The sequence below is a fragment of the Microbulbifer sp. ARAS458-1 genome (assembly GCF_045348205.1).
Lineage (GTDB): Bacteria > Pseudomonadota > Gammaproteobacteria > Pseudomonadales > Cellvibrionaceae > Microbulbifer.
Map to the genome: position 1 here is coordinate 2543902 of NZ_CP155838.1, position 24167 is coordinate 2568068.

General features: G+C 55.7%; 17 protein-coding genes and 3 tRNA genes. 13 read left to right on the plus strand and 7 right to left on the minus strand.

From position 1 onward, the window contains the following. The first annotated feature begins 25 nt into the window (after positions 1-25). The 3 genes from uvrC to AAFH99_RS10465 all read left to right on the plus strand — a co-directional run bounded on the left by uvrC (position 26) and on the right by AAFH99_RS10465 (position 3230). Positions 26-1840, plus strand: coding sequence for an excinuclease ABC subunit UvrC (gene uvrC, locus AAFH99_RS10455; protein ID WP_051686903.1), 1815 nt, complete (start codon positions 26-28; stop codon positions 1838-1840). Between the two features lie 94 nt (positions 1841-1934). Further along, on the plus strand, positions 1935-2501 hold the full coding sequence (pgsA, locus tag AAFH99_RS10460; protein ID WP_043316363.1) for a CDP-diacylglycerol--glycerol-3-phosphate 3-phosphatidyltransferase: 567 nt from the start codon (positions 1935-1937) through the stop codon (positions 2499-2501). Between the two features lie 138 nt (positions 2502-2639). Then, positions 2640-3230 (plus strand): HNH endonuclease family protein, encoded by a 591-nt coding sequence (locus tag AAFH99_RS10465; protein WP_231491513.1) that lies wholly within the window; start codon positions 2640-2642, stop codon positions 3228-3230. Here AAFH99_RS10465 and AAFH99_RS10470 read toward each other — a convergent pair. The 6 genes from AAFH99_RS10470 to AAFH99_RS10495 all read right to left on the minus strand — a co-directional run bounded on the left by AAFH99_RS10470 (position 3227) and on the right by AAFH99_RS10495 (position 7981). Then, on the minus strand, positions 3227-4606 hold the full coding sequence (locus AAFH99_RS10470; RefSeq protein WP_406827699.1) for a serine hydrolase domain-containing protein: 1380 nt from the start codon (positions 4604-4606) through the stop codon (positions 3227-3229). The two genes, AAFH99_RS10465 and AAFH99_RS10470, sit on opposite strands and share 4 nt — an antisense overlap. A 77-nt stretch (positions 4607-4683) precedes the next feature. Then, positions 4684-4770 (minus strand) — tRNA-Leu (locus AAFH99_RS10475). Positions 4771-4841: 71 nt separating this feature from the next. Next, positions 4842-4915: transfer RNA gene (locus AAFH99_RS10480), tRNA-Cys, on the minus strand. 463 nt (positions 4916-5378) lie between these two features. Next, the gene (locus tag AAFH99_RS10485; RefSeq protein WP_406827700.1) at positions 5379-6590 is read right to left on the minus strand and encodes a hypothetical protein; all 1212 of its coding nucleotides are present in this window, start codon (positions 6588-6590) and stop codon (positions 5379-5381) included. A 318-nt stretch (positions 6591-6908) separates the two neighbouring features. Beyond that, positions 6909-6985: transfer RNA gene (locus AAFH99_RS10490), tRNA-Pro, on the minus strand. 147 nt (positions 6986-7132) lie between these two features. Then, positions 7133-7981 (minus strand): acyl-CoA thioesterase II, encoded by an 849-nt coding sequence (locus tag AAFH99_RS10495; protein ID WP_043316361.1) that lies wholly within the window; start codon positions 7979-7981, stop codon positions 7133-7135. A 446-nt stretch (positions 7982-8427) separates the two neighbouring features. Between AAFH99_RS10495 and AAFH99_RS10500 the strand changes: the two genes are divergently transcribed. From AAFH99_RS10500 to AAFH99_RS10515, 4 genes are all read left to right on the plus strand, one after another. After that, the gene (locus AAFH99_RS10500) at positions 8428-9126 is read left to right on the plus strand and encodes a TetR/AcrR family transcriptional regulator (RefSeq protein ID WP_043316359.1); all 699 of its coding nucleotides are present in this window, start codon (positions 8428-8430) and stop codon (positions 9124-9126) included. Further along, positions 9119-9685, plus strand: coding sequence for a DUF1285 domain-containing protein (locus AAFH99_RS10505; RefSeq protein WP_051686900.1), 567 nt, complete (start codon positions 9119-9121; stop codon positions 9683-9685). Before AAFH99_RS10500 ends, AAFH99_RS10505 begins: the two co-directional genes overlap by 8 nt. Positions 9686-9992: 307 nt before the next feature. Next, a complete protein-coding gene (locus AAFH99_RS10510) occupies positions 9993-11681 on the plus strand; it encodes a hypothetical protein (protein ID WP_043316357.1) in 1689 nt (562 codons plus the stop codon). A gap of 110 nt (positions 11682-11791) precedes the next feature. Next, on the plus strand, positions 11792-14512 hold the full coding sequence (locus AAFH99_RS10515; RefSeq protein ID WP_406827701.1) for a TonB-dependent receptor domain-containing protein: 2721 nt from the start codon (positions 11792-11794) through the stop codon (positions 14510-14512). Positions 14513-14698: 186 nt separating this feature from the next. Here AAFH99_RS10515 and AAFH99_RS10520 read toward each other — a convergent pair whose 3' ends face one another. After that, positions 14699-16336, minus strand: a complete 1638-nt coding sequence (locus AAFH99_RS10520; RefSeq protein WP_406827702.1) for an electron transfer flavoprotein-ubiquinone oxidoreductase — start codon at positions 16334-16336, stop codon at positions 14699-14701. 442 nt (positions 16337-16778) lie between these two features. On the opposite strand from AAFH99_RS10520, the gene AAFH99_RS10525 reads away from it, so the two are divergent. The 6 genes from AAFH99_RS10525 (at position 16779) to gspF (ending at position 24149) form a co-directional block, all read left to right on the plus strand. After that, the gene (locus tag AAFH99_RS10525) at positions 16779-17528 is read left to right on the plus strand and encodes an electron transfer flavoprotein subunit beta/FixA family protein (protein ID WP_043316351.1); all 750 of its coding nucleotides are present in this window, start codon (positions 16779-16781) and stop codon (positions 17526-17528) included. Beyond that, positions 17528-18457, plus strand: a complete 930-nt coding sequence (locus tag AAFH99_RS10530; protein WP_043316350.1) for an electron transfer flavoprotein subunit alpha/FixB family protein — start codon at positions 17528-17530, stop codon at positions 18455-18457. The genes AAFH99_RS10525 and AAFH99_RS10530 overlap by 1 nt, the downstream gene beginning before the upstream one ends. Positions 18458-18684: 227 nt before the next feature. Next, positions 18685-19365 (plus strand): type II secretion system protein N, encoded by a 681-nt coding sequence (locus AAFH99_RS10535; RefSeq protein ID WP_406827703.1) that lies wholly within the window; start codon positions 18685-18687, stop codon positions 19363-19365. A 104-nt stretch (positions 19366-19469) separates the two neighbouring features. Next, complete coding sequence (gspD, locus tag AAFH99_RS10540; RefSeq protein WP_081847901.1) at positions 19470-21452, plus strand: type II secretion system secretin GspD; 1983 nt, start codon at positions 19470-19472, stop codon at positions 21450-21452. Further along, positions 21452-22930 (plus strand): type II secretion system ATPase GspE, encoded by a 1479-nt coding sequence (gspE, locus tag AAFH99_RS10545; protein ID WP_043316348.1) that lies wholly within the window; start codon positions 21452-21454, stop codon positions 22928-22930. Before gspD ends, gspE begins: the two co-directional genes overlap by 1 nt. A gap of 1 nt (position 22931) precedes the next feature. Beyond that, positions 22932-24149: a type II secretion system inner membrane protein GspF gene (gspF, locus tag AAFH99_RS10550; protein ID WP_043316347.1), complete on the plus strand. Its 1218-nt coding sequence runs from the start codon at positions 22932-22934 to the stop codon at positions 24147-24149. Positions 24150-24167: the final 18 nt, after the last annotated feature.

Below are 24167 nucleotides of genomic sequence, written 5' to 3' on the forward strand. Positions count from 1 at the left end.
CTGTTTGGGTGGTAGTAAATTTTGCATGTTCGACAGTAAGCGATTTTTATCGACAGTAACCCGTAAACCTGGCGTCTATCAGATGTTTGATAGCCAGGGAAAGGTCCTGTATGTCGGCAAGGCGAAGAATCTGCGCAATCGTCTGGGCAGCTATTTCCGGGCCACCGGGCTCACCGCAAAAACCATGGCACTGGTGGAGAAAATTGCGGATATCGAAGTGACGGTTACCCGCAGTGAGACGGAAGCGCTGGTGCTTGAGCAGAGCCTGATCAAATCCCAGCGGCCGCCCTACAATGTGATGCTTAAGGATGATAAGGGGTACCCTTACATCTTTTTGTCGAGCAAAGATACCTTTCCGCGCATTGCGTTTCACCGCGGTTCAAAACGTAAGAAAGGTGACTATTTTGGGCCTTTCCCCAACGCATCGTCGGTGCGTGACAGTCTGAACTTTCTGCAGAAAACCTTCCGTATTCGCTCCTGTGAAGACAGTGTCTTCGCCAACCGCTCGCGCCCGTGCCTCCAATATCAGATTGAGCGCTGCACGGCGCCCTGCGTCGATTTTATATCGGCGGAAGACTACCAAGCCGATGTGCGCCACGCGCAGATGTTCCTTGCCGGTAAAAGCGACACGATTATCCGCGAGCTGGCCGATTCCATGGAACGGGCCTCAGCTGCGCTGGAGTTTGAAAAAGCCGCGCGCCTGCGCGATCAGATCGTCGCATTGCGTCGTTTGCAGTCGGACCAGATTGCAGAAAGTGCCGGTGGCGATGTGGATGTGCTCGGGGCGGCGACTTCTGGTGGCCTGTGCTGTGTGCATGTCCTGTTTATTCGGCAGGGGAGGATTCTTGGCAGCCGTAGCTACTATCCCAGTGAAAAGCTCGGTCTGGAATCTTCGGAATTGCTCTCCGCGTTTATCCCGCAGTTTTACCTCGGTGCGAACCGCGAGATTCCCCGTCAGATCCTGATGTCCGAATCGCTGGAAGATGGCGATGCGCTCCAGCAGGCGCTGTCAGAGCAGTCTGGCAAAGATGTTCAGTTGGTACACAAGCTGCGCGGTAATCGTGCCTCCTGGGTGGAAATGGCTCAGCAGGCCGCCAGCCAGAACCTGCAAAGTCGTACCGCGTCGCAACAGAAGCTGCAGGACCGGTTTGAGAACTTGCAGGAGGTGTTGCGGTTGGGGGAGTTGCCCGAGCGCCTCGAGTGCTTCGATATCAGTCACTCCAGTGGCGAAGCGACGGTGGCATCCTGCGTGGTGTTTGATACCGGCGGACCGGTCAAATCGGATTATCGGCGATTCAATATTGAAAATATCACTGCGGGGGATGATTACGCGGCCATGGGGCAGGCGCTGCAACGGCGGTACGCGCGATTATCAAAGGGGGAGGGCCGCTTCCCGAATATATTGCTGATCGACGGCGGTAAGGGGCAGGTACGGCAGGCCATTGATACACTCAATGAGCTGGGGGTCACAGGTGTCCAGATTATTGGTGTCGCCAAAGGCACCACCCGCAAAGCGGGGTTTGAGACGCTGCACGTGGTGTCCCAGAATCGCGAGCTGGTGCTGGAGTCCGATTCCCCGGCTCTCCACTTGATTCAGCAGGTGCGGGATGAGGCGCACCGGTTTGCGATTACCGGCCACCGCCAACGGCGGGACAAGAAGCGTCGCGAGTCACCCCTAGAGGGGATTCCCGGTGTCGGGCCTGCGCGCAGGCGTGCATTGCTGCACCACTTTGGTGGATTGCAGGAAGTAATGCGCGCATCGGTCAACCAGCTGGCCAGTGTGGAGGGGGTCAGCCGCAAGCTTGCCCAGGAAATTTACTCCACTCTGCACAATGAGTAATGTAAAGAAACCTCTTGGCGTTTATTTTTTGGATGCGGATTGCTAAGTTACGCACTGCCGACGAAGTGTGTTCAGCGAATGTAAAAGGACCAGCATGACCCTTGCCAATCAATTGACCCTGCTGCGCGTAGCGCTGATTCCGGTATTTGTGCTGGTTTTCTATCTTCCCTACAAGTGGAGCTATATTGCCTCTGCGCTGATCTTCTCCATTGCCGCCGCAACAGACTGGCTGGATGGATATATCGCTCGCAAAATGAACCAGAGCACGCCGTTTGGGGCCTTCCTGGACCCGGTGGCCGACAAGCTGATGGTGGCCACTGCACTGGTGCTGCTGGTGGATCTGCACAATCATCGTCTGTTTACCATTGCCGCTGCCGTGATTATTGGCCGTGAGATCGCTGTGTCTGCTCTGCGAGAGTGGATGGCGGAGTTGGGGCTGCGCAGTAGTGTGGCGGTAAACTATATCGGCAAGATCAAAACTACGGCGCAGATGGCCGCGATCATCGTGCTGCTCGCTTTCGATGTACAGGAATTCCCCGTTATGGAAACCATTGGCTACATCCTGCTATACGTTGCCGCGGCCCTCACGCTGTGGACCATGGTGGTTTATCTGCGTGCCGCCTGGCCCGCATTAAGTGGCGACGAAACCACCAGATCCTGAGTGGCTTTCGCCTCGCCCGGAAGTGTCCGGGTCGAGGCGGTCACAAATTTCACTTTACAGTACTGGCGCTAATTTTCGCGCCTCATATCTTCGGGTACGATAGTTCCATTCGAGCTTTTATACGCCAATGGAGTTGTTGTGCCGCGTCCTCAAGCTTTCGCTTCTTCCTGTTCCCTTATCGCCTGCCTTTTTCTGTTACCCGGTTTGCTGTGTGCCAGTGCGATGGTCTCTGCCAGCGAAGGCAAGTATCGCCGCAGCGAATGGCTTCCCCGGTGGTCCGATGCCGACCGGGACTGCCAGGATACCCGGCATGAGCTGCTGATCCGCTATTCCCTTGCGCCCATCGCTTATACCGATGATCGCGGGTGCAAAGTGGCCAGTGGCTTATGGATGGACCCCTATACCGGGAATTTCTTTGAGTTGGCGTCAGATCTCGATGTCGAGCACATTGTGCCGCTTAAATGGGCGCATGAGCGTGGCGGCGCCCATTGGCCCCGTGAAAAGAAACGTGCCTTTGCCGAGGACCCGGATAACCTGTGGCTGGTGGATGATGGACGCAACCAGAGCAAGGGGCATAAAGGACCGGACCAGTGGATGCCGCCCTATGGCCCCGTGCGGCAATACTACCTGCGACGGTTTATGGCCGTTGCGGAGAAATACGGGCTTCAGGCAAGCCCTCAGGAGTCCCGACTTTTTCTGGCAATGCTGGAGGACTCTCACCGGGGTTAATTTGGCAGTACCTCTAGAATCTCACCGAAGCGGTCTTCGATGGGGTAGGGGGAGGCAGACCATCCAAGCCTGACCACAACTGCATTGTGGGAGGGCGCGATCATCAGTTTCTGTTCCCGGTTGCCGAGCATAAACGCGCTGTCTTCAGGTAATTGCGGGTACAGCGGTGGGAGCCGATTGGTGCGGTTGTTCAGCCACAGCTGAAAGCCGTAGCGCGGGTCATTGTCACTCCGGTTAGGGCTTAGCGCATGGGAAAGCCACATCGGGTCCAGAAATGGTTGTGAGCCGTACGCGTTCTCTAAACCCTTCAATAATGTGCCGCCAATTTTTGCCCAATCCCGCGCAGTGGCGTACCCATAAGAGCTCGCGATAAAAACCCCGTCATTATCAAGTTCCAGTATCGCGCTGGTGAGGCCGAGCGGCTCCACAAACTCTTTTTTCCAGAAATGTAGGGTCGCTTCTGTACCACCGAGCGCTCGATGTATCCAGCGTGCCAGCAGGTTGGTGCTGCCCGATGAGTAGGAAAAGTGGCGTCCCGGTGTATGCAGCAACGGTCGTTCCAGGGCGTAGCGGGAAGCTGGCAGGGTGCCAAACAGCATGCGAGTGGCATCGCTGCCGGGGCGGTAGGTTTCGTCGAAGGCGAGCCCGTCGCACATTTGCAGAAGGTGTTGGAGGGTTATCTCGCTACGGCGGTCGTTCTGCCATTCCGGAAACAGGCTTAAAGAGGTGGAGTCTGCGAGACCGAGCGTCTCCAGGCGCCCGAACAGTATTGCCAGCAGGCTTTTACTCATGGACCAGCCCAGTAGCGGTGTGTGCGCGGAAATACCCAGCCCGTAGGCTTCCGCCTGCAATTGCCCACCCTGAATTACCAGGAGAGCGCGGGTATCCAGCCCTGACTCGTGATCGTGGTGTAGTTGGCTATCCAGCAGTTCCTGCAGGGCAGGATTGCTTGCCTTCCATTGGTAACCACATTCATTCTCGGATTGTTTGGGGTAGTGATCTCGGTGCGACGGGGGCTCTATGAGTTGCGCGGGACTTTGCTGGTGAATCAATCTGCAACCCTGAAGTGGGTGAAAGCAGGCTTTGACACTGATGAGGTTACCAATTTTTGCGCAAGTAATGTCTCGACTCTGATCAATGGATACCAGTGCGAACAGCGGTGAGTAATTCCGCAGGTCACGGTGGATACGCTGAGGTGTAAATCCCGAGATATGGTGAGCGGAGCACGCCAGTTTGGCACTCATGTGCAGTAAGGTATAGATGGCATCGCCGGGCAGTCGCAGCAATTGTGATATTTTTGTTTCCGGGTTCTGAAGCCCGAAGAGCAGGGCGGTAGCCGCAATGATCGCGACTGCGCAGAAAAGTATAAATATCATTTGCTTCCGAAAGGCGTGCCGCCACAGCAGGTTGCGATGAACAAGGTTGCCTGTGAAGCTTAGGAGAAAACGGAAGGTGGTGCCCAGAGCCGGACTTGAACCGGCACGTCCCAAAGGACGGGAGATTTTAAGTCTCCTGTGTCTACCAATTCCACCATCCGGGCAGATAGGGCGATCGACAGATGTGGAGGAAGTCTGCCGATTGGATCAGTCTGAAAATCAGACCGGAGGAAAATGGAGGCTAGGGTCGGAATCGAACCGGCGTACACGGAGTTGCAGTCCGCTGCATGACCACTCTGCCACCTAGCCATAGGTGTCGCTTGAAGCGATGAAAACGTCGCGGATTCTAGCGGAATGAGAGCAAAAATCCCAGCGTTTTCTGATACTTACGCGCGCCAGGGCGTGTAAGAGGGCGCTATTCTATGGTTTGCCCGCGATTAGTCAAGGCCATTTCACGATCTCGTGAAAACTGTTTACATAGTGACCTGTGGACTAGTTTTGCGCCGCTAATGCGGTGCGTAATAACTGGATGAAATGGATCGGCGCTATCTATTGCCAATTGTTCTAAATTAATTGGCCATCCCGCTGGCAATCCACCGGACCTGGCCAATACTGAGAGTAGCTGGCTAGCACACATCTCCCCCCCACGTCGTGTTTAGTAGTGCCGGCCGGGTGTCTGCCCCCATACGGACACCCAGTGTGTTGTAAGGATGAAATCCTCCAAGTTTCACTCCTAATGGTCTTGGCCCTGACGCTCTCCCCCCCCCCGTCGTCAGGGCTTTTTTTTGCCTGTAAGAAATGTCCGGTCCAACTGCGGCACGGGCTCACCTGCGGCCTGTTCCACCAGCTTGCGGAATTTTTCCAAACTTATCTCTCCGCGCTCGGCGGCCAGTGCGGTGACGACTTCATCGAGATTACGTTTGCCCCTGCTGGATTTCTGTATCTGTTGATCGATCTGGTGGAGCACCACCGTGGCCCGAGCAGTGATAGGTCCGGAAGAGCGCTTGACCAGTAGATTGGGGGATTCTTCGCCCCATTCCGCCAGTTCTTCGAGGGCCTCCTGGTAGCGCCGTTCACTGATGCCGCCGGTGCGGCGCAGTGTCTCGAGGGAGTAGTACTCGGCAATACCTTCCACGATCCAGTCGCTTTCCTGGTCCCCGCGGATACCGGTACCCACATGGACCAGCTCGTGCAGCATGCTGCTCGTACGGTTTCCGGAAATCAGAGGTCGGTCTGCGTGCATAAAGAGGGAGCGAGTCCCTGATAGGCCGCCGCGCCACATGGGATCATCCGCCATGACGATCAACAGTTTGTTTGGGAACTCCGGGAACACCTTTTTGAGCTCGGGCAGCGTCCAGCCCAAAAACGCGAGTGTGTCCTGGCGACGAAGGCCTATGCCGAGGGGGCCGGCGATCACGGTGTCGGTACCATCGATAATGTCCTGTCGGCTGCCGATCCGCCCTGAGATCATCCAGCCTTTAGGGCGAATAAAGCGTCGTCCAGGGTCTTTCAGCTGGAAATTGCCATTGTCGTCTTTGGCGTAGGGCGCGAGTGTATTCCAGTTCTCCGGAGTGTTTACCTGAAGCGTCGCCCGTGACTGAAGGGACTTGGGCGCGCGCGCGGAGATCGGCGGGATCAACTTGTCGCTGCGCAGGATCGTCCACTTCTCGGTCATTAAGGAGTCGTAATTACCGGACGATTTTTTTCCGTCAATTTTGAAGCGGTACTCGATTTCACTGTGATCTTTGCCAGGTTTCCAGATGGCTTTGTCACCATCCAGAGTCACACTATCCCCGGCGATTTTCGAATGGCGCTCCGGGTTGAGGTGCAGGGTCAGCTGACTGGGGAGTGCGTCGCCGGAAACCGCGATCCGGACATGTGCGAAATCCTCACCCGGCTTCAGCTCGACTTCATACCGAACATCGTAAATTGATTCGGCTGCCGAATGCGCAACAGGTATGAAAATGCTGAGAAATAGGGCCATTACGCCCAAAAATGCGTATCTAGGAGAAGAGCAGGTGTTCCAAAAATGATGCATGAATACGTTCTGGCTCTGTTGAAAAGTCTTGGGTGAATTTGCTGATATGACAGTGCATCCTGCAAACAGTGCCCGAGGGTAGCGCGCAATCTTCCCGGACGCGACCCTGCGCACAAATTTCAAATCAAGCTAACACTGACATTAAAATTCCCGGGATTCGTCAATTGAAAATGCGCAGACGCCTAATGGCGTGGGCACAATGGCAAACCGGTGGTACAGGATTGTGCAGCTAAAAAGATGGGGAATTGAAAGAGGGAGGTAAAATGGTCGGTGAGAGAGGATTCGAACCTCCGACCCCTTCGTCCCGAACGAAGTGCGCTACCAGGCTGCGCTACTCACCGACTTGTACAGCATTGTGTGACTCCGTTGCGGAATCCGCTGCGGCTTCCTGCAGAAGCGGGCGGCATTATAACAGCCGATCCGCTTCTGTAAACCACTGATTTCACTTAATTTTAACTCCCAGTGGCGCTCCGGCACCACCGGTGATTTTACTTATTGATCTTGCGGATCAACCCTTCCTGGGTGGTAGACGCAACTAGCTTTCCGTCCCGCGAGAATATCTGGCCGCGGCAGTAACCACGGGCGCCGCTGGCAGAGGGGCTGTCGGTTACGTAGAGGAGCCAGTCGTCCGCGCGAAAGGGACGGTGGAACCACATCGCGTGATCCAGACTGGCGGGCATCAGGTGCGGATCGAACAGGCTGATAGGGTGTGGCTGCAGAGCGGTGCCTAACAGCGCCATATCTGAGGCGTAGCATAGGGCGCTGCGGTGCTCGATGGGGCTATCGGTCAACTCGCTATCCACTTTGAACCAGAACATACAGCGAGGCTCTCGCACGGCATTGTCAAAATAGCTCATTGGGTCGATAGGGCGAAAGTCCACCATGTACCTGCGTTGGTTCTGGGCGGCGCCTTGCATGCCGGCCTCTTCTGCAAGCTGCTGGGTGTTCTTCAGCTCTTCCGGCTGAACCAGTCCATCAATGGGCATATCCGCCTGGTGATCAAATCCCGGTTCTTCGATCTGGAAGGAGGCGGACATATTAAAGATGGCTTTGCCGTTCTGGCGGGCAACTATTCGGCGAGTGGTAAAGCTACCGCCGTCGCGGATGGGATCGACGTCGTATATGACAGGCTTCTCACTACTGCCCGGCCGCAGAAAGTAGGCGTGTAAAGAGTGAGGTAGGCGATCCTCAACGGTCCGCGCGGCCGCCATCAGTGCCTGCCCGAGTACCTGGCCACCGAATAACACTTTGCGGTAGTTTTCGACATGCTCCCGGCTACGGAACAGATTGGTATCCAGTTGTTCGACATCAAGGAGCTTGCTTAACTTTTCCAACATGGGCGGTTACTGCCTGTCTGAATGGGGTTGTTTGATGTGTCGCCTAGTGCTCTCGCAATTGGCAGACCGGAAATATTAGCAATTGCGTCCAGAATGGCCATTGCCGAACTGATCAAAATTGATTTCCTTGTCTTACGGATTTTCCCTGTCGGCACCTGCTCCGTTATCGTGCCGGGCCACCGGCGATTCATCGGTTTTGAACGAAAAAAGATCAGTGTGACTGAACTATAAGCGCTAAATTTAATGAGAGGAAACGGGAGTGGCACCGTGTGATACCCGCCAAACTGCGGAAAATGTGCTACTGGCGCGGGTTTTTCCTGTCAATTAGGCGCAAAGTCCCTTGTAGAATTTGGGAAATCCTTTTCCATTCCGGGGGAATTGCCTATCATTCATGAATGAATAGTCAATTTCAGTCTCCACATTCACGGACAGCTAAGGTCGGAAGTATGGATAAGGCAAAAGAGAAGGTTCAGCGGTTCCGCGCGCGGGAGCAACGTATCCTGGATGCGGCGTTGGAGCTGCTGCTCGAGCATGGTGAAGAGAAGGTTACCGTCGAGCAGATCGCTGAACGGGTCGATATCGGCAAAGGCACCATCTACAAGCATTTCATCTCCAAAACCGAGATCTATATGCGCTTGTTGATGGACTACGAGAAATCCCTCACCGAACGCCTGAAAAGCGCCGTTGCCACCGCCGAGCAGGGCGATATTACCGCTCCGGCCCGTGCCTATTTTGAGTCTCGTATGGCCGATCCGGCGCGCGACCGCCTGTTCCAGCGCCTGGAAGAGAAAATCATCGCCCTGAACCTGGCGCCTGAGATGATCGCCGAGCTGCATGCTCTGCGAAATTCCAATGCCTCCGCCCTTAACCGGGTGTTTGAGCGTCGTATGGAGCAGGGGGTTCTGAAGAAGGTGCCCGCCTACTATTACTACTCTACCTATTGGGCGCTGGTACAGGGCGCCGTTGAGCTCTACCACTCCAAGTCTTTCGCCGACGTTATCGAAGATCGCGAGGGACTGATGGAGTTCATCATGGATGTGGGTGTCCATATTGGTGATATCTCCAATCGCCGTCACCTCAGCGGAACCCAGGCCTCCGAGCCGGCACAGAGCACCCCGAGTACCCCGGGGAGCAGTTTTGGCTGAACCGCTCTTCCAGCAGCTGCAGAAACTGCAGGACGAATTCCAGGGGCACCCACCGGTGTCCTCCTGGGACCCTGATCTCTGTGGCGATATGGACATGTTGATCCGGGCGGACGGCCGTTGGATTCACGAAGGGACCGAGATACAGCGCCAACCATTGGTGAAGCTGTTTGCCAGTATCCTTAAGAAGGAGGGGCGCCACTATTACCTTGTCACACCCGTGGAAAAGTGGCGTATCCGCGTCGAAGATGTGCCTTTTCTGATTACTCAGGCGGCGCGGGAAGGTGAAGGGGTCGATGGCCAAATATTGCTCACCACCAATACCGCAGACGTTATACCGCTGGACAAAGAACACCCACTCTCGCTTAAACCTTATGGCGACCCTCCGCAACCGGTTCCATACGTGGAGGTCCGCAATGGGCTTCAGGGGCGAATGTCACGGGATGTTTACTATCAATTGATCGACTGGGCCGAGCCGCGCCAGCCCAATGAACCACCGGCAAAACTGTGCCAGTTGTGGTTGCTAAGTAAGGGCGAGGAATTTCTTCTCGGCCAGTACTAGCGGTTTTATCAACAGTGAAACCTGGAACCTGTGTACCGGCTGTCACTTTTTCAGACTCGTTGTTGTACGTTTTTTGCTCCCTCGAGATCTCTTTGAAATATCTATGAAATCAAACAGAAATATTGCGGAAACATAAGTTTAACATTGCAATGTTTTTGAATTGATTTGCCGCTTTTTTTCTTCGCGTCTTTCATTCGTAACAATTTCGCAACACTCCATTCCTAGACTCCCCCTCGTCCAAAATGCTTTGGCCGATAAGAATTTTTAAATCTCGGATTAATTCACTTCATCCTTGTTAGGGGGATCCATGAAACTTGCATCCAACAAGCTGCTGCTGGCAGCTGCGATTTCTGCTGTGCTGGCTGGTTGTGACAGCGGCGGTATCACCATTGCTCCGGAAAATAACGACAATTCCGTGACCAACCCAGGTACCGGTACTCCGACTACCCCCTCCGACAACCCTTGCGCTTCCTACGAGAAAGCCGGTTCTGTTAAGCAGGGCGAATTTGATGCGGAAACTGGTAACTGTACCTATAGCGCAGCGTTCGTTGACTCTGGTAACCCGCTGACTGTCGATCTGGTTATCTCCAAGCTGGATAACGGTGGTGCGCACGTTTTTGAAGGCAGCCTGTTCGTAGGTAACAACTACGATGACGACACCACCATGGCTGCCGCTGGTATCGCTGAAGGTGGCGACGGCGCGAAGCTGACTGTACAAGCCGGCGCTACTGTTGCTTTCCCGAACAGCACCAAATTCATGGTAATCAACCGTGGTTCTCAGCTGAATGCTGTGGGTACCGCGCAAGACCCGATCACGTTTACTTCTCTGTCTGACGTTGAAGGCACTGTAGGTGCCGAAGACGTACAGCAGTGGGGCGGCATGGTGATCAATGGTTTCGGTATCACCAACAAGTGTGCCTACGACGCCGAACTGAAAACCTCTGAATGTCACGTACTGGCTGAAGGCGCTGCCGGTAAAGACCAGTCCAACTACGGTGGCGATAACAACGACGATAGCTCTGGTCACATGGAATACGTTCGCGTCAAGCACACCGGTGCTGAGGTTGCCAACGGCGACGAGCTGAACGGTATTACTTTCAGCTCTGTAGGTGCCGGCACCATCGTTAAAAATCTGCAGGTTTACTCCACTTACGATGACGGCATCGAAATGTTCGGTGGTGCGGTGAGCTTCGAGAACTACCTGGCCATGTACGTGCGCGACGACTCCATCGACATCGACGAAGGTTGGAGTGGTTCCATCACCAACGCCCTGGTTATTCAGAGCGAAACCGATGGTAACCACTGTATCGAGTCTGATGGTATCGGTTCTTATGACGGTGAAAATGACTACTCCGCGCTGATCGCCGCTGGCCTGAACAGCCGCCCGAAAATCGACGGGCTGACCTGCATCATCTCTGCTCAGGCCGAAGGTACTCACGATCCGGGCGCTGGCTGGCGTTTCCGTGAAGGCATCTTCCCGATGATCACCAACTCCATGGTTGTTGGTTCCTTCGCTGCGGATGAAAGCGGTGCGGATGGTAACAACTACTGCCTGCGCGTAGACAGCGTTGAAACTGCAGCTGCTCTGGAAAGCGGTGAAGCTCAGATCGAAGGCAATATCTTTGCCTGTGCCGACAAGACCAAAGGCGAGCAAATCGGCGGCGTAGACCTGGCAGAGTGGGCCGAAGCCAATGGCAACACCTTCGCAAACGTTGCTGCTGACGCTGCCCTGAACCCGACTGCCGCTGCCGACACCGGTCTGCAACTGCTGGAAGGCCCTCTGTCTGTGTTCTCTATCGATGCCGAGAGCATGATGGTTAACGACGCTGCTATCGCGATCAGCCCGGTAGTTGGTGCCACCGACGGCTCTGATGATCCTGTTGCCCGCGCGTACTTCGGTGCCCTGAGTGCCGGTGGTACTGACTGGACTGTTGGCTGGACCTACGGTCTGCACGAAGGCAGCCGCGCTCAGGCGCTGTGGTTCGAGCAGCAGTAAGTGCTTAGCCGGTCGGGAAGTTAATTCCTGACCTGAAGGGCGCCGCCTTCACATTCTGGAGTCGGCGCCCTGTTTGATTAAGAGTTCAGGAACGATAAGAGGCCTGGGAAATGAAAAAGAACGACACGTTTCAGAGAGCGCCGCTGGTATTGGCTATCGCCACGGCCTCAGTCATTGCTCCTAACGCGTTTGCGCAGGTAGAAATGGATAATGTTGCTGGCCCGCAGGCGCAGCAAATTGAAGAAGTGATGGTGCAGGGCCGCCTGAAAGACTCGGCAGAAATGCTGGTCAGCGAACGCCTGGAAGAAGAAGTGGTAACCGATATTCTCGGTTCCGAAATGATTGGCCGGGTAGGGGACTCTACCGTTGCTGCAGCGCTGCGCCGGGTGTCCGGCCTGACTCTGGTCAACGATAAATTTGTATACGTGCGCGGTCTGGGTGAGCGCTACTCGAGCACAACGCTGAACGGGGCGACGGTGCCGTCGCCAGACCTGACCCGAAGTGTGATTCCGCTGGATATTTTCCCCACCTCGGTAGTGGATTCCCTAGCGGTACAGAAATCCTACTCCGCTGATCAGGCGGCGACTTTTGGTGGTGGTAATGTTGACATCCGCACCAAGGGGATCCCCGATGCGCTGACCTTCTCTGTAGAGCTGGGTAGCGGCATGAACTCCGAAACCGACGGTGACGTATTGTCCTATCGCGGAGGCGACGATGACAGCTTTGGTACCGACGACGGCACCCGCGCGCTGCCGACCGAGCTGACGGAAGCCCTTCGGCGCTTCAAGGGCCGTCTTGGTGTTCAGGACATCCGCAATGTCCTGGAGCAGGAAGGTAATGAGTACGGCTCCGCATCTGAAGCCATTGCTGCGGCACAAGATATCAACCGTCAGCTGGCCAAAAGCCTCAATCGTGACATCGCCATCGAGGAAGATTCCAGCAATCCGGACATGGATGTAAAAGGTAGCATCGGCAACCGCTTTTACATCAGTGATGACTGGGAAGTGGGCTTCTTGGCCGGTGGCTCCTACAAGAGCCGCTGGCGTGAAGAAGAAACGCTCAAGCGCAGCTATGGCTTCCCGGAAGAGCGTATCGATACCGAGCAGACTTCAACCTACTCTGTGGACCTTACTGGTAATCTGAATGTGGGTATCCGCTACGCGGACGAGCAGGAGGTTACCCTTACCAGTCTGTATCTGCGCAACACCGACGACGATACTTCTGTGCGGGATTTCTTCAATGAGAACCGCCAGGTTTCCGACGGCCGTGGTTTCCGTGAGTACACCCTGAAGTACGAAGAGCGCAATATGCTGGTGAATCAGGTCAAGGGTAGTCACCTTGCTGGTCCAGCGACTAAGGCGCTGGTGCCGGGTGGTCTGCTGAACTGGGCGCCGGACGAACTGGTGGTTGACTGGTTCTACTCTGACGCTACTGCCGAGACCGATATTCCGAATGAAGTTTCAGTCAGTGCTGACACGGTCACCAATACCCAGGGTGAAACCGTTGCCTCCAGCGTAAGTACTGGTGTGAACAGCTCAGGCTTCCGTTTTACTGAATTGGAAGACCAGGTGATCAACTATGGCTGGAGCACCACGCTGCCGCTGGAGTTCTCCACATCAACTCTGGAGCTGAGTGGTGGTTTTGCCCGCACCGAGAAAGCGCGCTCCTACAAGCAGACCGAGTTCCGCCTTGGTTCCTTGGGTGGTGATTCCGATTCCCTGAGCGGCAACTTGGACGACGTATTTGGCGATGCCAATATTGACGATGCCGAAAATAATTTTGTTTTTGACCGCGCGGGTGCCAATAACCAGAGCTACATCGCTGCGACTCTGACCGATGCTGCCTTCGGTAAGATGGACTGGACCTGGAACGAGACCTGGCGCCTGTCTGCCGGCGCGCGCTGGGAAGAGTACAATCAGGTGGCTTTGGACTGGAACCCCTATGGTTACAGCCTGGACGATCCGCAGATCACCACAGATCCGGAAGAGCTTGAGCAGGCAACCTACGCAGAGGATGCGGTGTACCCATCGTTGTCTCTGACTTACATGGGTGCGCTGTGGGCGGATACTTTCCAACTGCGTTTTGGCGCCAGTAAAACCGCGGTTCGTCCGGACTTGCGTGAAATCACCGATGCGATCTACATCGATCCGATTACCGATGAGCAGATTCAGGGTAACCCGAACGCGCGCCCATCAGAGATTACCAACCTCGACGTTCGCGGTGAGTGGTACTTTGACAACGGCGATAATCTGACGATCTCTGCGTTCTACAAAGATATCGTTGACCCGATCGAGTTCTTCGAGTTCGCTTCCAGTGATACCAACATCGCCCGTGAGATCGTAAATGCGGAGTCTGGTGAGATCACCGGTATTGAAATCGAAGGTTTGAAGAGTCTCGGGTTTATGGGGGAGGTGATGGACAGCTTCTTCCTGCAGGGCAATGTCACCGTTCAGGAAACTGAGCTGGTTGCCGGTACCGAAGCCGATGCACCAACCAGTCCGGTTCGTGAAATGACTGGTGCATCCGACTACGTCGTGAACATGTTGGTGGGCTTCGATTCCCCCGATGGTATGCACTCCGCAACCCTGGGTTACAACGTTTTCGGCGATCGTCTGTACTTGGCTGGCCGCAATGGCGCGCCGGATGCATACGAGCAGCCATTCCATTCTCTGGACCTGACTTATTCCTGGTACCCCACTGCGGAAATTACGGTAAAGGCGAAGGTTCAGAATCTGTTGGATGAGGCGATTGAGATCGAGCGTGCGGACGTGATTGTCTTTGAGCAGAAGCCCGGTCAATCTTTCGCCCTGAGTGCGCAATACCAGTTCTGATCTGAAATAGAAGAAACCACGAGCAACCTGGAAGTTGTAGCGGTAATAAACCAACAGGGAATGCTTGATAAGCCGGGCGCTGGAAACAGCGCCCGGCTTTTTTCGTTGTGTACCCAGGAGTTTTCCGGTTTTCAGGCATAAAAAAGGGGCGCCAGAGACGCCCCCATAGGTAATGTGATCAGCTGATTACATATTCGGGTAGTTCGGACCACCGCCACCTTCCGGTGCGATCCACACAATGTTCTGCGTCGGGTCTTTGATGTCGCAGGTCTTACAGTGCACGCAGTTCTGCGCATTGATCTGGAAGCGCTTGCTGTCACCTTCCTCGATCACTTCGTACACGCCGGCAGGACAGTAGCGTTGTGCCGGCTCATCGTAGATCGGCAGGTTGTGATTCAGCGGGATGTCGCTGTCTTTCAGGGTCAGGTGACAGGGCTGGTCTTCTTCGTGGTTGGTGTTGGAGATGAACACCGAAGACAGCTTGTCAAAGCTGAGTATGCCGTCCGGCTTCGGGTAGTCAATTTTCTTGCAGTCCGCGGCTGGCTTCAGCTGGGCGTGGTCGGCTTTGCTATCGCTCAGGGTCCAGGGCAGCTTGCCCTTGAACAGGTTGATATCAATAAAGGCGTAGGCCGAACCGAGAATGTTGCCCCACTTGTGCTGCGCGGGCCCGAAGTTGCGCTGCATGTGCAATTCCTTCCAGGCCCAGCTGTTTTTGTAGCGTTCGCTGTAATCGGTCAGCTCGTCGCTGGTGCGTTCCGCAGCCAGTGCTTCCGCCACGGACTCCGCCGCCAGCATGCCGGACTTCATGGCGGTGTGGTTGCCCTTGATCTTGGCGAAGTTCAGGGTGCCGGCGTCGTCGCCGATCAGCAGGCCGCCGGGGAAGGTCATTTTCGGCTGGGACTGCAGGCCACCTTTGACAATGGCGCGGGCACCGTAGGCCACGCGTTGGCCGCCCTCCAGGTACTGCTTGATCACCGGGTGGTGTTTGTAGCGCTGGAATTCATCAAACGGACTGACATGGGGGTTGCTGTAGGAGAGGTCGGTAATCAGGCCCACAACCACCTGGCTATCTTCCAGGTGATACAGGAAGCCACCACCGGCAGAGCCGGACTCGTCCAGGGGCCAGCCGGCGGTGTGTACGACAAGGCCCTGCTGGTGCTTGTCGCTGTCTACTTTCCAGATTTCCTTGATGCCGATGCCGTAGTGCTGCGGGTCGCGGTCCGCATCGAGGGAGAACTTGGCGATCAGCTGTTTACCCAGGTGCCCACGACAGCCTTCGGCAAACAGGGTGTATTTCGCATGCAGTTCCATACCTGGCATGTAGGAGTCTTTCTCCTCACCGTTCATGCCAACACCCATATCGCCGGTAGCGATGCCTTTTACCGAGCCGTCTTCGTTATACAGCACTTCGGCTGCGGCAAAGCCCGGGAAGATCTCGACCCCCAGGGCCTCGGCCTGTTCGGCGAGCCAGCGGCACAGGTTGCCGAGACTGATAATGTAATTGCCTTCGTTGTGCATGGTGCTGGGGACCAGCATGCCGGGCACCTTTAAGGCGCTTTCCGGTCCGCGCAGTACATATATATCGTCGCCATTGACGGCGGTTTCCAGTGGCGCACCACGCTCTTTCCAGTCGGGGAAGAGCTCATTGAGGGCGGTGGGTTCGAATACAGCGCCGGAGAGAATGTGCGCACCGACTTCAGAGCCTTTTTCTACAACACACACGGCGATGTCTTCGTTGATCTGACGCAGCTTGATTGCGGCGGCAAGTCCGGCAGGGCCCGCGCCGACGATGACGACGTCGTATTCCATTGACTCGCGTTCCACAGGTCTCTCCTCAAACAGGTTTAATTATTCACCCGCCGAATTATGGCAGGCAATTTATAGGTAGGCGGATTATATCGGGCATCGCACACCCCCACCAATTGCGTAAATTTTCATTTCTGCTGGCAAATACTGGCGTATTTTCGGGTTGTTGCACCCTGGGGATTGGGCGTGTTTATGGCTTGAAATTGATCTTGTGAATGGCTGCTAGGCTTACTATTCGACTATTGATTTTGGTCTGTGAAAGGGCCAACATACACGCCGCTCAAACGCTTGTTTGAACTGGAGGCTGGCTCGCAGGTGCCTTAAAACACTCGCTCCGGGTGGTTTGGCAGGGCCGCTGAAACACTCAGCCGCGAGGCTGCGCGAGTTACCCATGCCGCAGGTCAGCGCCGTTACGGCAGCAGGCTGTGGCCTTTATGTAGACTACTGAGACGGGATTTTCATGAAAGTTCTTGTAGCCGTGAAGCGCGTTGTCGATTACAACGTGAAAGTTCGCCCTAAGGCGGACGGTTCAGATGTGGACACTGCCAACGTCAAGATGTCCATCAACCCCTTCTGTGAGATCGCTGTAGAAGAAGCGGTTCGCCTGAAGGAGAAGGGTGTGGTTAGCGAGATAGTCGCTGTATCCATGGGCCCGAAGCAGTGTCAGGAACAGATTCGTACCGCCTTGGCTCTGGGTGCCGATCGTGGCATTCAGGTAGAAACCGATGCTGAGCTGCAACCGCTGGCAGTGGCCAAGTGCCTGAAGGCGCTGGTGGAAAAGGAAGAGCCCCAGCTGGTTATCCTGGGCAAGCAGTCCATCGATGGAGACAACAATCAGACTGGTCAGATGCTGGCTGCACTGACAGGTATGGGGCAGGGCACGTTTGCCTCTGAAGTCAATGTTGAAGAAGGCGCCGTCAAGGTGACCCGTGAAATCGACGGTGGCCTGCAGACTGTCGAGTTGACCCTTCCGGCGGTGGTGACCACCGACCTGCGCTTGAACGAGCCCCGCTACGCCTCCCTGCCCAACATCATGAAAGCCAAGAAAAAGCCTCTGGATGTGACCAATCCGGAAGAGCTGGGTGTGGATATCGCCCCGCGCACCAAAACCCTGAAAGTTGAGCCGCCAGCAGAACGTCAGGCGGGCATCAAGGTTGCCGATGTTGCGGAACTGGTGGAAAAACTGAAGAGCGAGGCGAAGGTAATCTGATGAGTATTCTTGTAATTGCAGAACACGATAATGCGGAACTGAAAGGCGCCACGCTGAACACCATCGCTGCGGCCAAAGCCATTGGTGGTGACATTGATGTGCTGGTGGCGGGCAATAACTGTGCCGCTGTCGGCGAGGCGGCAGCCAAGGTTGAGGGTGTGGCCAAGGTGCTGGTGGCGGACAATGCTGCATATGAGCACCAGCTGGCGGAAAACGTCGCCAAGCTGGTGGCAGATCTTGGTAAAAACTACAGCCACGTACTGGCTCCGGCGACAACGACTGGCAAGAATATGCTGCCGCGTGCCGCAGCATTGCTGGATGTGCAGCCCATCTCTGACATCATTGCCGTAGAAAGCGCCGATACCTTCAAGCGCCCGATTTACGCAGGCAACGTTATTGCCACGGTTCAGAGCTCCGATGCCATCAAGGTGGCGTCTGTGCGCGCTACCGCATTTGATCCGGTTTCGGCTGAAGGTGGCAGTGCTTCCGTAGAGTCCGTGGATATCGTTGACGACGCGGCGGTTTCCAAGTTTGTCGGTGAAGAGCTGGCGGAATCCGATCGTCCGGAGCTGACCGCGGCGCGCGTAGTCATCTCCGGCGGTCGCGGCATGCAGAATGGTGACAACTTTGAGCTGCTGTATAAAGTGGCAGACAAGCTGGGGGCTGCTGTTGGTGCATCCCGCGCCGCGGTTGACGCAGGCTTTGTGCCGAACGATATGCAGGTCGGTCAGACCGGCAAGATTGTGGCGCCGGACCTGTATATTGCGGTAGGTATTTCTGGCGCGATTCAGCACTTGGCGGGCATGAAAGACTCCAAGGTAATCGTGGCGATTAACAAGGATGAAGAAGCGCCGATCTTCTCCGTAGCGGATTACGGCTTGGTGGCCGACCTGTTCGATGCGGTGCCGGAGCTGGAAACCAAACTGTAACAATCAGTTCATATACTTCACTCCAAAATAAGAAGGGCGGCCACAGGCCGCCTTTCTTATTTTGTGTGAATGTTGGGACACTGTGCCGGATTTTGCGGCCAGTAATGCTTTACTTGCCTGTTGGTTATTCCTTAGCCTATGCAGTCTGGAACATTGCCTTTCTGGGGGGAAGCCCCGAGAATAGGCGCCCAATAATTAGAATCATGCTGTTTGTGACGGGTTTCATCATGTCATTGGTCAAGCGCACATTATCGTCCGCACTACAGAATCCGGGGGCTCCCGGAAGTAGTGCCAAGAGAGGGCTACTCGCTACTGTGGCGGTGGTCGGCGGCTGGTTTGCCGTGAATCTGATGGCCTACGGGCACCTCGCGGTCCCCGATGACGGTTCGGACAGCCTGTTAGTCGAGCGGACCACCCGCTCTGTGGCGCAAAATGCCACCACAACTCTTCCCTCAACGGCATTTTTTGGTGTCGCTCCGGTCAAAAAGGCGGAAGAGCCTGAGATCGACCTGGCCAATATTCCCATCACCCAATTGAATCTGGTGTTATCTGGCGTGCTGAGCAGCAGCGTCAACGAGCACGCCAGTGCCTTGATTGCGGAAAGGGGGAAACCCGCTGAGCGTGTTTTTGTAGGACAGACCTTGCCGGGGGGCGCCGAGGTCTACTCCGTTGAAGTCGACCATATTATCCTTCGCCGTAACGGGCAGATGGAAAAATTGACCTACCCAGATGCGGAAGGTCGCCCGACTGTTCCCAAACAGTACGCCAACTATGCCCGCCAGGCGGCCAAGGTGATCAGTGCCAACTCCAGTGGTAGTCAGGCGGATAAGCAGCAGTCCATTCGCGAACGCCTTGAGCAGTTGCGTGAAATGGCTCGGGAGCGTCAGGGGGCGCAATCAAGCCGCTGACGACTTCGCCAGCGAACCGGTGAGCGAATGGGGATTTGGGTATTCGCTTTGCTTTCAAGACCTAACCATTTAACGACCAGATAAGAATTAGAGTCAGATTCATAATGATGAGCGTGTTACACCGACGACTGGTTGCAGTCGCCATGGGTTTTTTGTTGTCTTTTTCGGTGCTGGCTCAGTCTTCTCCGGAGAGAGTGACACTTTCTCTCGACAACGCCGATATTCGCGACCTGATTAACTGGGCTGCGGATTTCACTGGCAAAAACATCATTGTTCACCCCAATGTAAAGGGCAAAGTGACCGTGGTTGCGGGTGATCCCATGACCCACGCCCAGGCCTTCGACGTTTTTATGTCTGTGCTGCAGGTGAACGGCTTCAGCCTGGTGGAGCAGGGGGATGCCTGGAAGGTCGTGCCCGACGCACTGGCCAAGCAACAGGCCATTCCGGTTATTGATGAGCAGACCCGGGCGCCCGGTGAGGCGCTGGTGGTGCGCACGGTCAAGGTGGAGAATATCTCCGCTGCACAGCTGATCGCCATGCTGCGGCCGTTGATCCCACAGACCGGCCACCTGGCGGCCTACGCGGATACCAACACGCTGATCGTCGCCGACCGGGCCGCAAATATCGACCAGATAGTACGGCTTATCAAACAGTTGGACCGTGCGGGGGCTATCGATATTGAGCTGGTTGCTCTGGAATTTGCCTCCGCCAAAGAGGTCAAGCAGGTGTTGAACGAATTGTTGCAGGGCGGTGGTAAGCAGGCCGGTAACGATGTGCAACCGTTGCGTATCGCCGTAGACGAGCGTTCCAACAGCATTCTTCTGACCGGCGACCCGGTCACCCGCACCCAGCTCAAGAAGGTCATCCAGCGCCTCGACCAGCCGCTGGCCGGCGAGGGTAATACCGCCGTGGTCTATGTGCAGTACGCCAGCGCGGTGGATCTGAAACCCATTCTCGAAGGGATGAGCGGCAGTATCCAGAAAACCGAAAAAGATCAGCAGGTGGCGGATGTCGAGGTCAGCATTCAGGTGAATGAGGAACTGAATGCGCTGATTCTTACCGCGCCCCCATCGCTGCTGGAAACGATGAAAGGGGTAATTGCCAAACTGGATGTGCGTCGGGCACAGGTTTTGATTGAGGCGATTATCGTCGAGGTGACGGAAGGCACTGGTAACCAGCTGGGAATCAAATGGTTGGCAGGTAATAACGACGATATTTTTGCCGGATTCAATAACGATGTGGCGATTGGCGATCCGGATGGGGACAACACCATTGAAGTCGACGGAATTCCTATCAACCCGGGGTCTTTGGACCCATTAAACCTTGTTGGAAGCGGGTTGAACCTTGGGTTCCTGAGTGGCACCGATGTTCGCGTGGCGATAAACGCAATTGCCAGCGAATCTAACGCGAATATTCTGTCGACGCCGCAAATCATGGCGCTGGACAATGAAGAGGCGGAGATTCTGGTGGGCCAGAACGTGCCGTTTATTACCGGGTCACAGTTGACCACTGGCAGCAATAACGACCCCTTTCAGACTGTCCAGCGTCAGGATATCGGTACCATCCTCAAGGTGACCCCGCGAGTGAATAACAACAACTCGGTTACTTTGGAAATCGAACAAAAGGTTGAAAACATCGCCCCAGCAGCGACAGCTTCCGGTGAAGCCGTCGACATTATTACCAGTAAGCGTGAAATCCGCACCAAAGTGTTGATTGATGATGGTGCTATTCTCGTGCTGGGTGGTCTTATTGAAGACAATGTCACTGAACTAAAGAATAAAGTTCCGTTGTTGGGGGATATTCCCGGGATTGGTCGCCTGTTCCGGAATGCCCAAAAAGATGTAAGCAAAACCAACCTGATGGTGTTTATCCGCCCGCGTATTCTCAGTAATCAGATTGCCGGTTACGAGGAAACCCGTCGCCGCTACCGCGATATGCAGGAGAAGCAGCTGCGTATGCGTGATGATACCAGCCGTATCTGGGACTGGAATCGGGGCGATGTGCTGCCTGACCTGCTGCCACCTGCAGCAAGTTACGAGCAGGAATCTCAGGAGCCTGTTCCGGTGGAGCCTGAGGGCGTCAAGTAATGGCGGAAGTGGTACTGAAACGCCTCCCATATGCGTTTGCCAAGCGGCATCAGGTGCTGCTGGCGGACGTTGAGGGCACTCCGGTCTGTCAGTATGTAGCGCCGCTGAACCCTTCAGTGCTGGCGGAAGTGCAGCGACTATGTGAAGTGCCGCTCGGGGTAGCCCCGGTTGACCTGGAAACATTCCAGCAGTCGCTGCAGCGGGAATATGAAAACCGCGAAGGCGGTAACCTATCCGATGTCGAAGGGCTGGGCGAGGACCTGGATCTTGCGGCAGTCGCCGACTCCCTGCCGGAGACCGAGGACCTGCTGGAGCAGGAAGACGATGCGCCCATCGTCAAGCTGATCAATGCCATTTTTGCCGAATCCCTCAAGCAGGGGGCTTCGGACATCCATATCGAAACCTTTGAAAAACGCCTGGTGGTGCGCTTCCGCGTGGATGGCGTCCTGCGGGAAGTACTGCAACCGCGTCGCGCACTTGCACCATTGCTGGTTTCGCGGATCAAGGTAATGGCGAAGCTGGATATCGCCGAAAAGCGTGTTCCTCAGGACGGCCGGATTTCCCTATTGATGGGCGGCAGGGAAGTGGACGTGCGTGTATCTACCATGCCGTCATCTGCCGGTGAGCGGGTGGTAATGCGTCTGCTGGACAAGCAGGCCGGTAAAATGGATATGCGTCAGCTGGGCATGGCCGAGCGTGACCTGAAGGTTATCACCGAGCTGTTGAGCCGGCCGCATGGCATTCTGCTTGTTACCGGCCCAACGGGTTCCGGTAAAACCACCACTTTGTATGCCGGCCTCGCCAGTATCAATAATCGGGAAAAGAATATTCTCACCGTGGAAGACCCGGTGGAATACAACCTGGAAGGGGTTGGCCAGACCCAGGTAAACACCAAGGCGGATATGACCTTTGCCCGTGGTTTGCGTGCCATTTTGCGTCAGGACCCGGACGTAGTGATGGTGGGTGAGATCCGCGACCTGGAAACCATGCAGATTGCCATTCAGGCCAGTTTGACCGGTCACCTGGTGCTTTCCACCCTGCATACCAATACCGCTCTGGGTGCGGTCACCCGATTGGTGGATATGGGGATCGAACCGTTCCTGCTCTCTTCGAGTATTATCGGCGTCTTGGCCCAGCGTCTGGTGCGGGTGTTGTGCCCGGATTGCCGACAGCCTCATGCGGCGGATGCCTTTGAGCTGAGAATGCTCGGTATTCCGGAAGATGGGGAGGCGACCATATATCGGCCCGGTGGCTGTGAAAAGTGTAATCACAGTGGCTACCTCGGCCGAGTCGGTATTTATGAGCTGGTACCGGTCAACGAGCGTTTGCGGCAGATGATTCACGATCGTGATTCGGAAAGTGCGCTGGTGAGTGAGGCTCGTAAACTCGGCCCCAGTATTCGCGATGATGGTATGGCCAAGGTGTTGGCTGGAATCACTTCACTGGAAGAAGTGCTGCGGGTAACCCAGGAGTCCTGACATGGGGGCATTTGAGTACACGGCACTCAATAGTGGCGGGCGCAAAAATCGCGGCACACTCGAAGCGGACAGTGCAAAGGCCGCGCGCCAGCAATTGCGCGCGAAAGGCCTGATTCCCCTGGAGGTCACCGCAGCGGGTGACTCCTCTCAACAGTCCACGGGCAGTTTTCTCAGTGGTAGCCCCGGGCTTGGTATCAAGCCATTAGCCCTGCTGACCCGGCAGATCGCAACCCTGCTGCGCGCCGGCATTCCGCTGGAAGAAACCCTCAGCGCTATCGCTAACCAGACCCGTAACCAGAAGGTGCGCCGCATAGTGCTGGCGATTCGTGCCAAGGTGCTGGAAGGTCACAGTCTTGCCCAGGCGCTGGGCAGTTTCCCGCGGGCGTTTCCCAAACTCTATCGCGCGACCGTCGAGGCGGGGGAACACTCCGGGCACCTGGACGATGTGCTGGAGCGGTTGGCGGATTACACCGAGAGTCAGCAGCAGTTTCGACAAAAAGTGCAGCTGGCACTGATTTACCCCATCGTACTGGTGGTGATCTGTGTGCTCGTGGTAACCGGCCTGATGGTGTACGTGGTTCCCGATGTGATCGAAGTATTCACCGGTACCGGGCAACAGCTGCCAATGGCAACGCGTATCCTGGTTTCGATCAGCGATTTTATTTCCTCCTGGGGCTGGATTATTCCTCCGGTGCTCGTGTTGCTGGTGGTGGGCTGGCTACTGCTTCTGCGCCAGCCGGGTTTCCGTTATCGCTATCACCACCGGTTGCTGGAAATGCCGGTGATCGGCTGGCTGGTGCGCGGCGGCCAGAGCGCGCGTTATGTCGGTACTCTGGCGATTCTGACCGGCAGTAGTGTGCCGCTGGTGCAGGCCATGGGTATTGCCAGCGGGGTCATGGGCAACGATTTTCTGAAGGAAAGACTGCAGACGGCACAGAAGTTTGTACGCGAAGGTGGCAGCCTGCGGCGGGCACTGGAGGACGTGGAGTACTTCCCGCCGATGATGACCTATATGATTGCCAGTGGTGAGTCCTCCGGGACACTGGATGAAATGCTGGAGCGCGCCGCGGAGAACCAGGAGCGGGATCTGCAGGGTGCGGTTACCGCGTTTGTCAGCCTGTTTGAACCGCTGATGTTGCTGGTGATGGCTGGGATTGTTTTGTTTATCGTAATGGCAATCATGATGCCGATTATGAACATGAACCAGTTGGTGGTCTGATTTGCTTCCGAAGCGGAA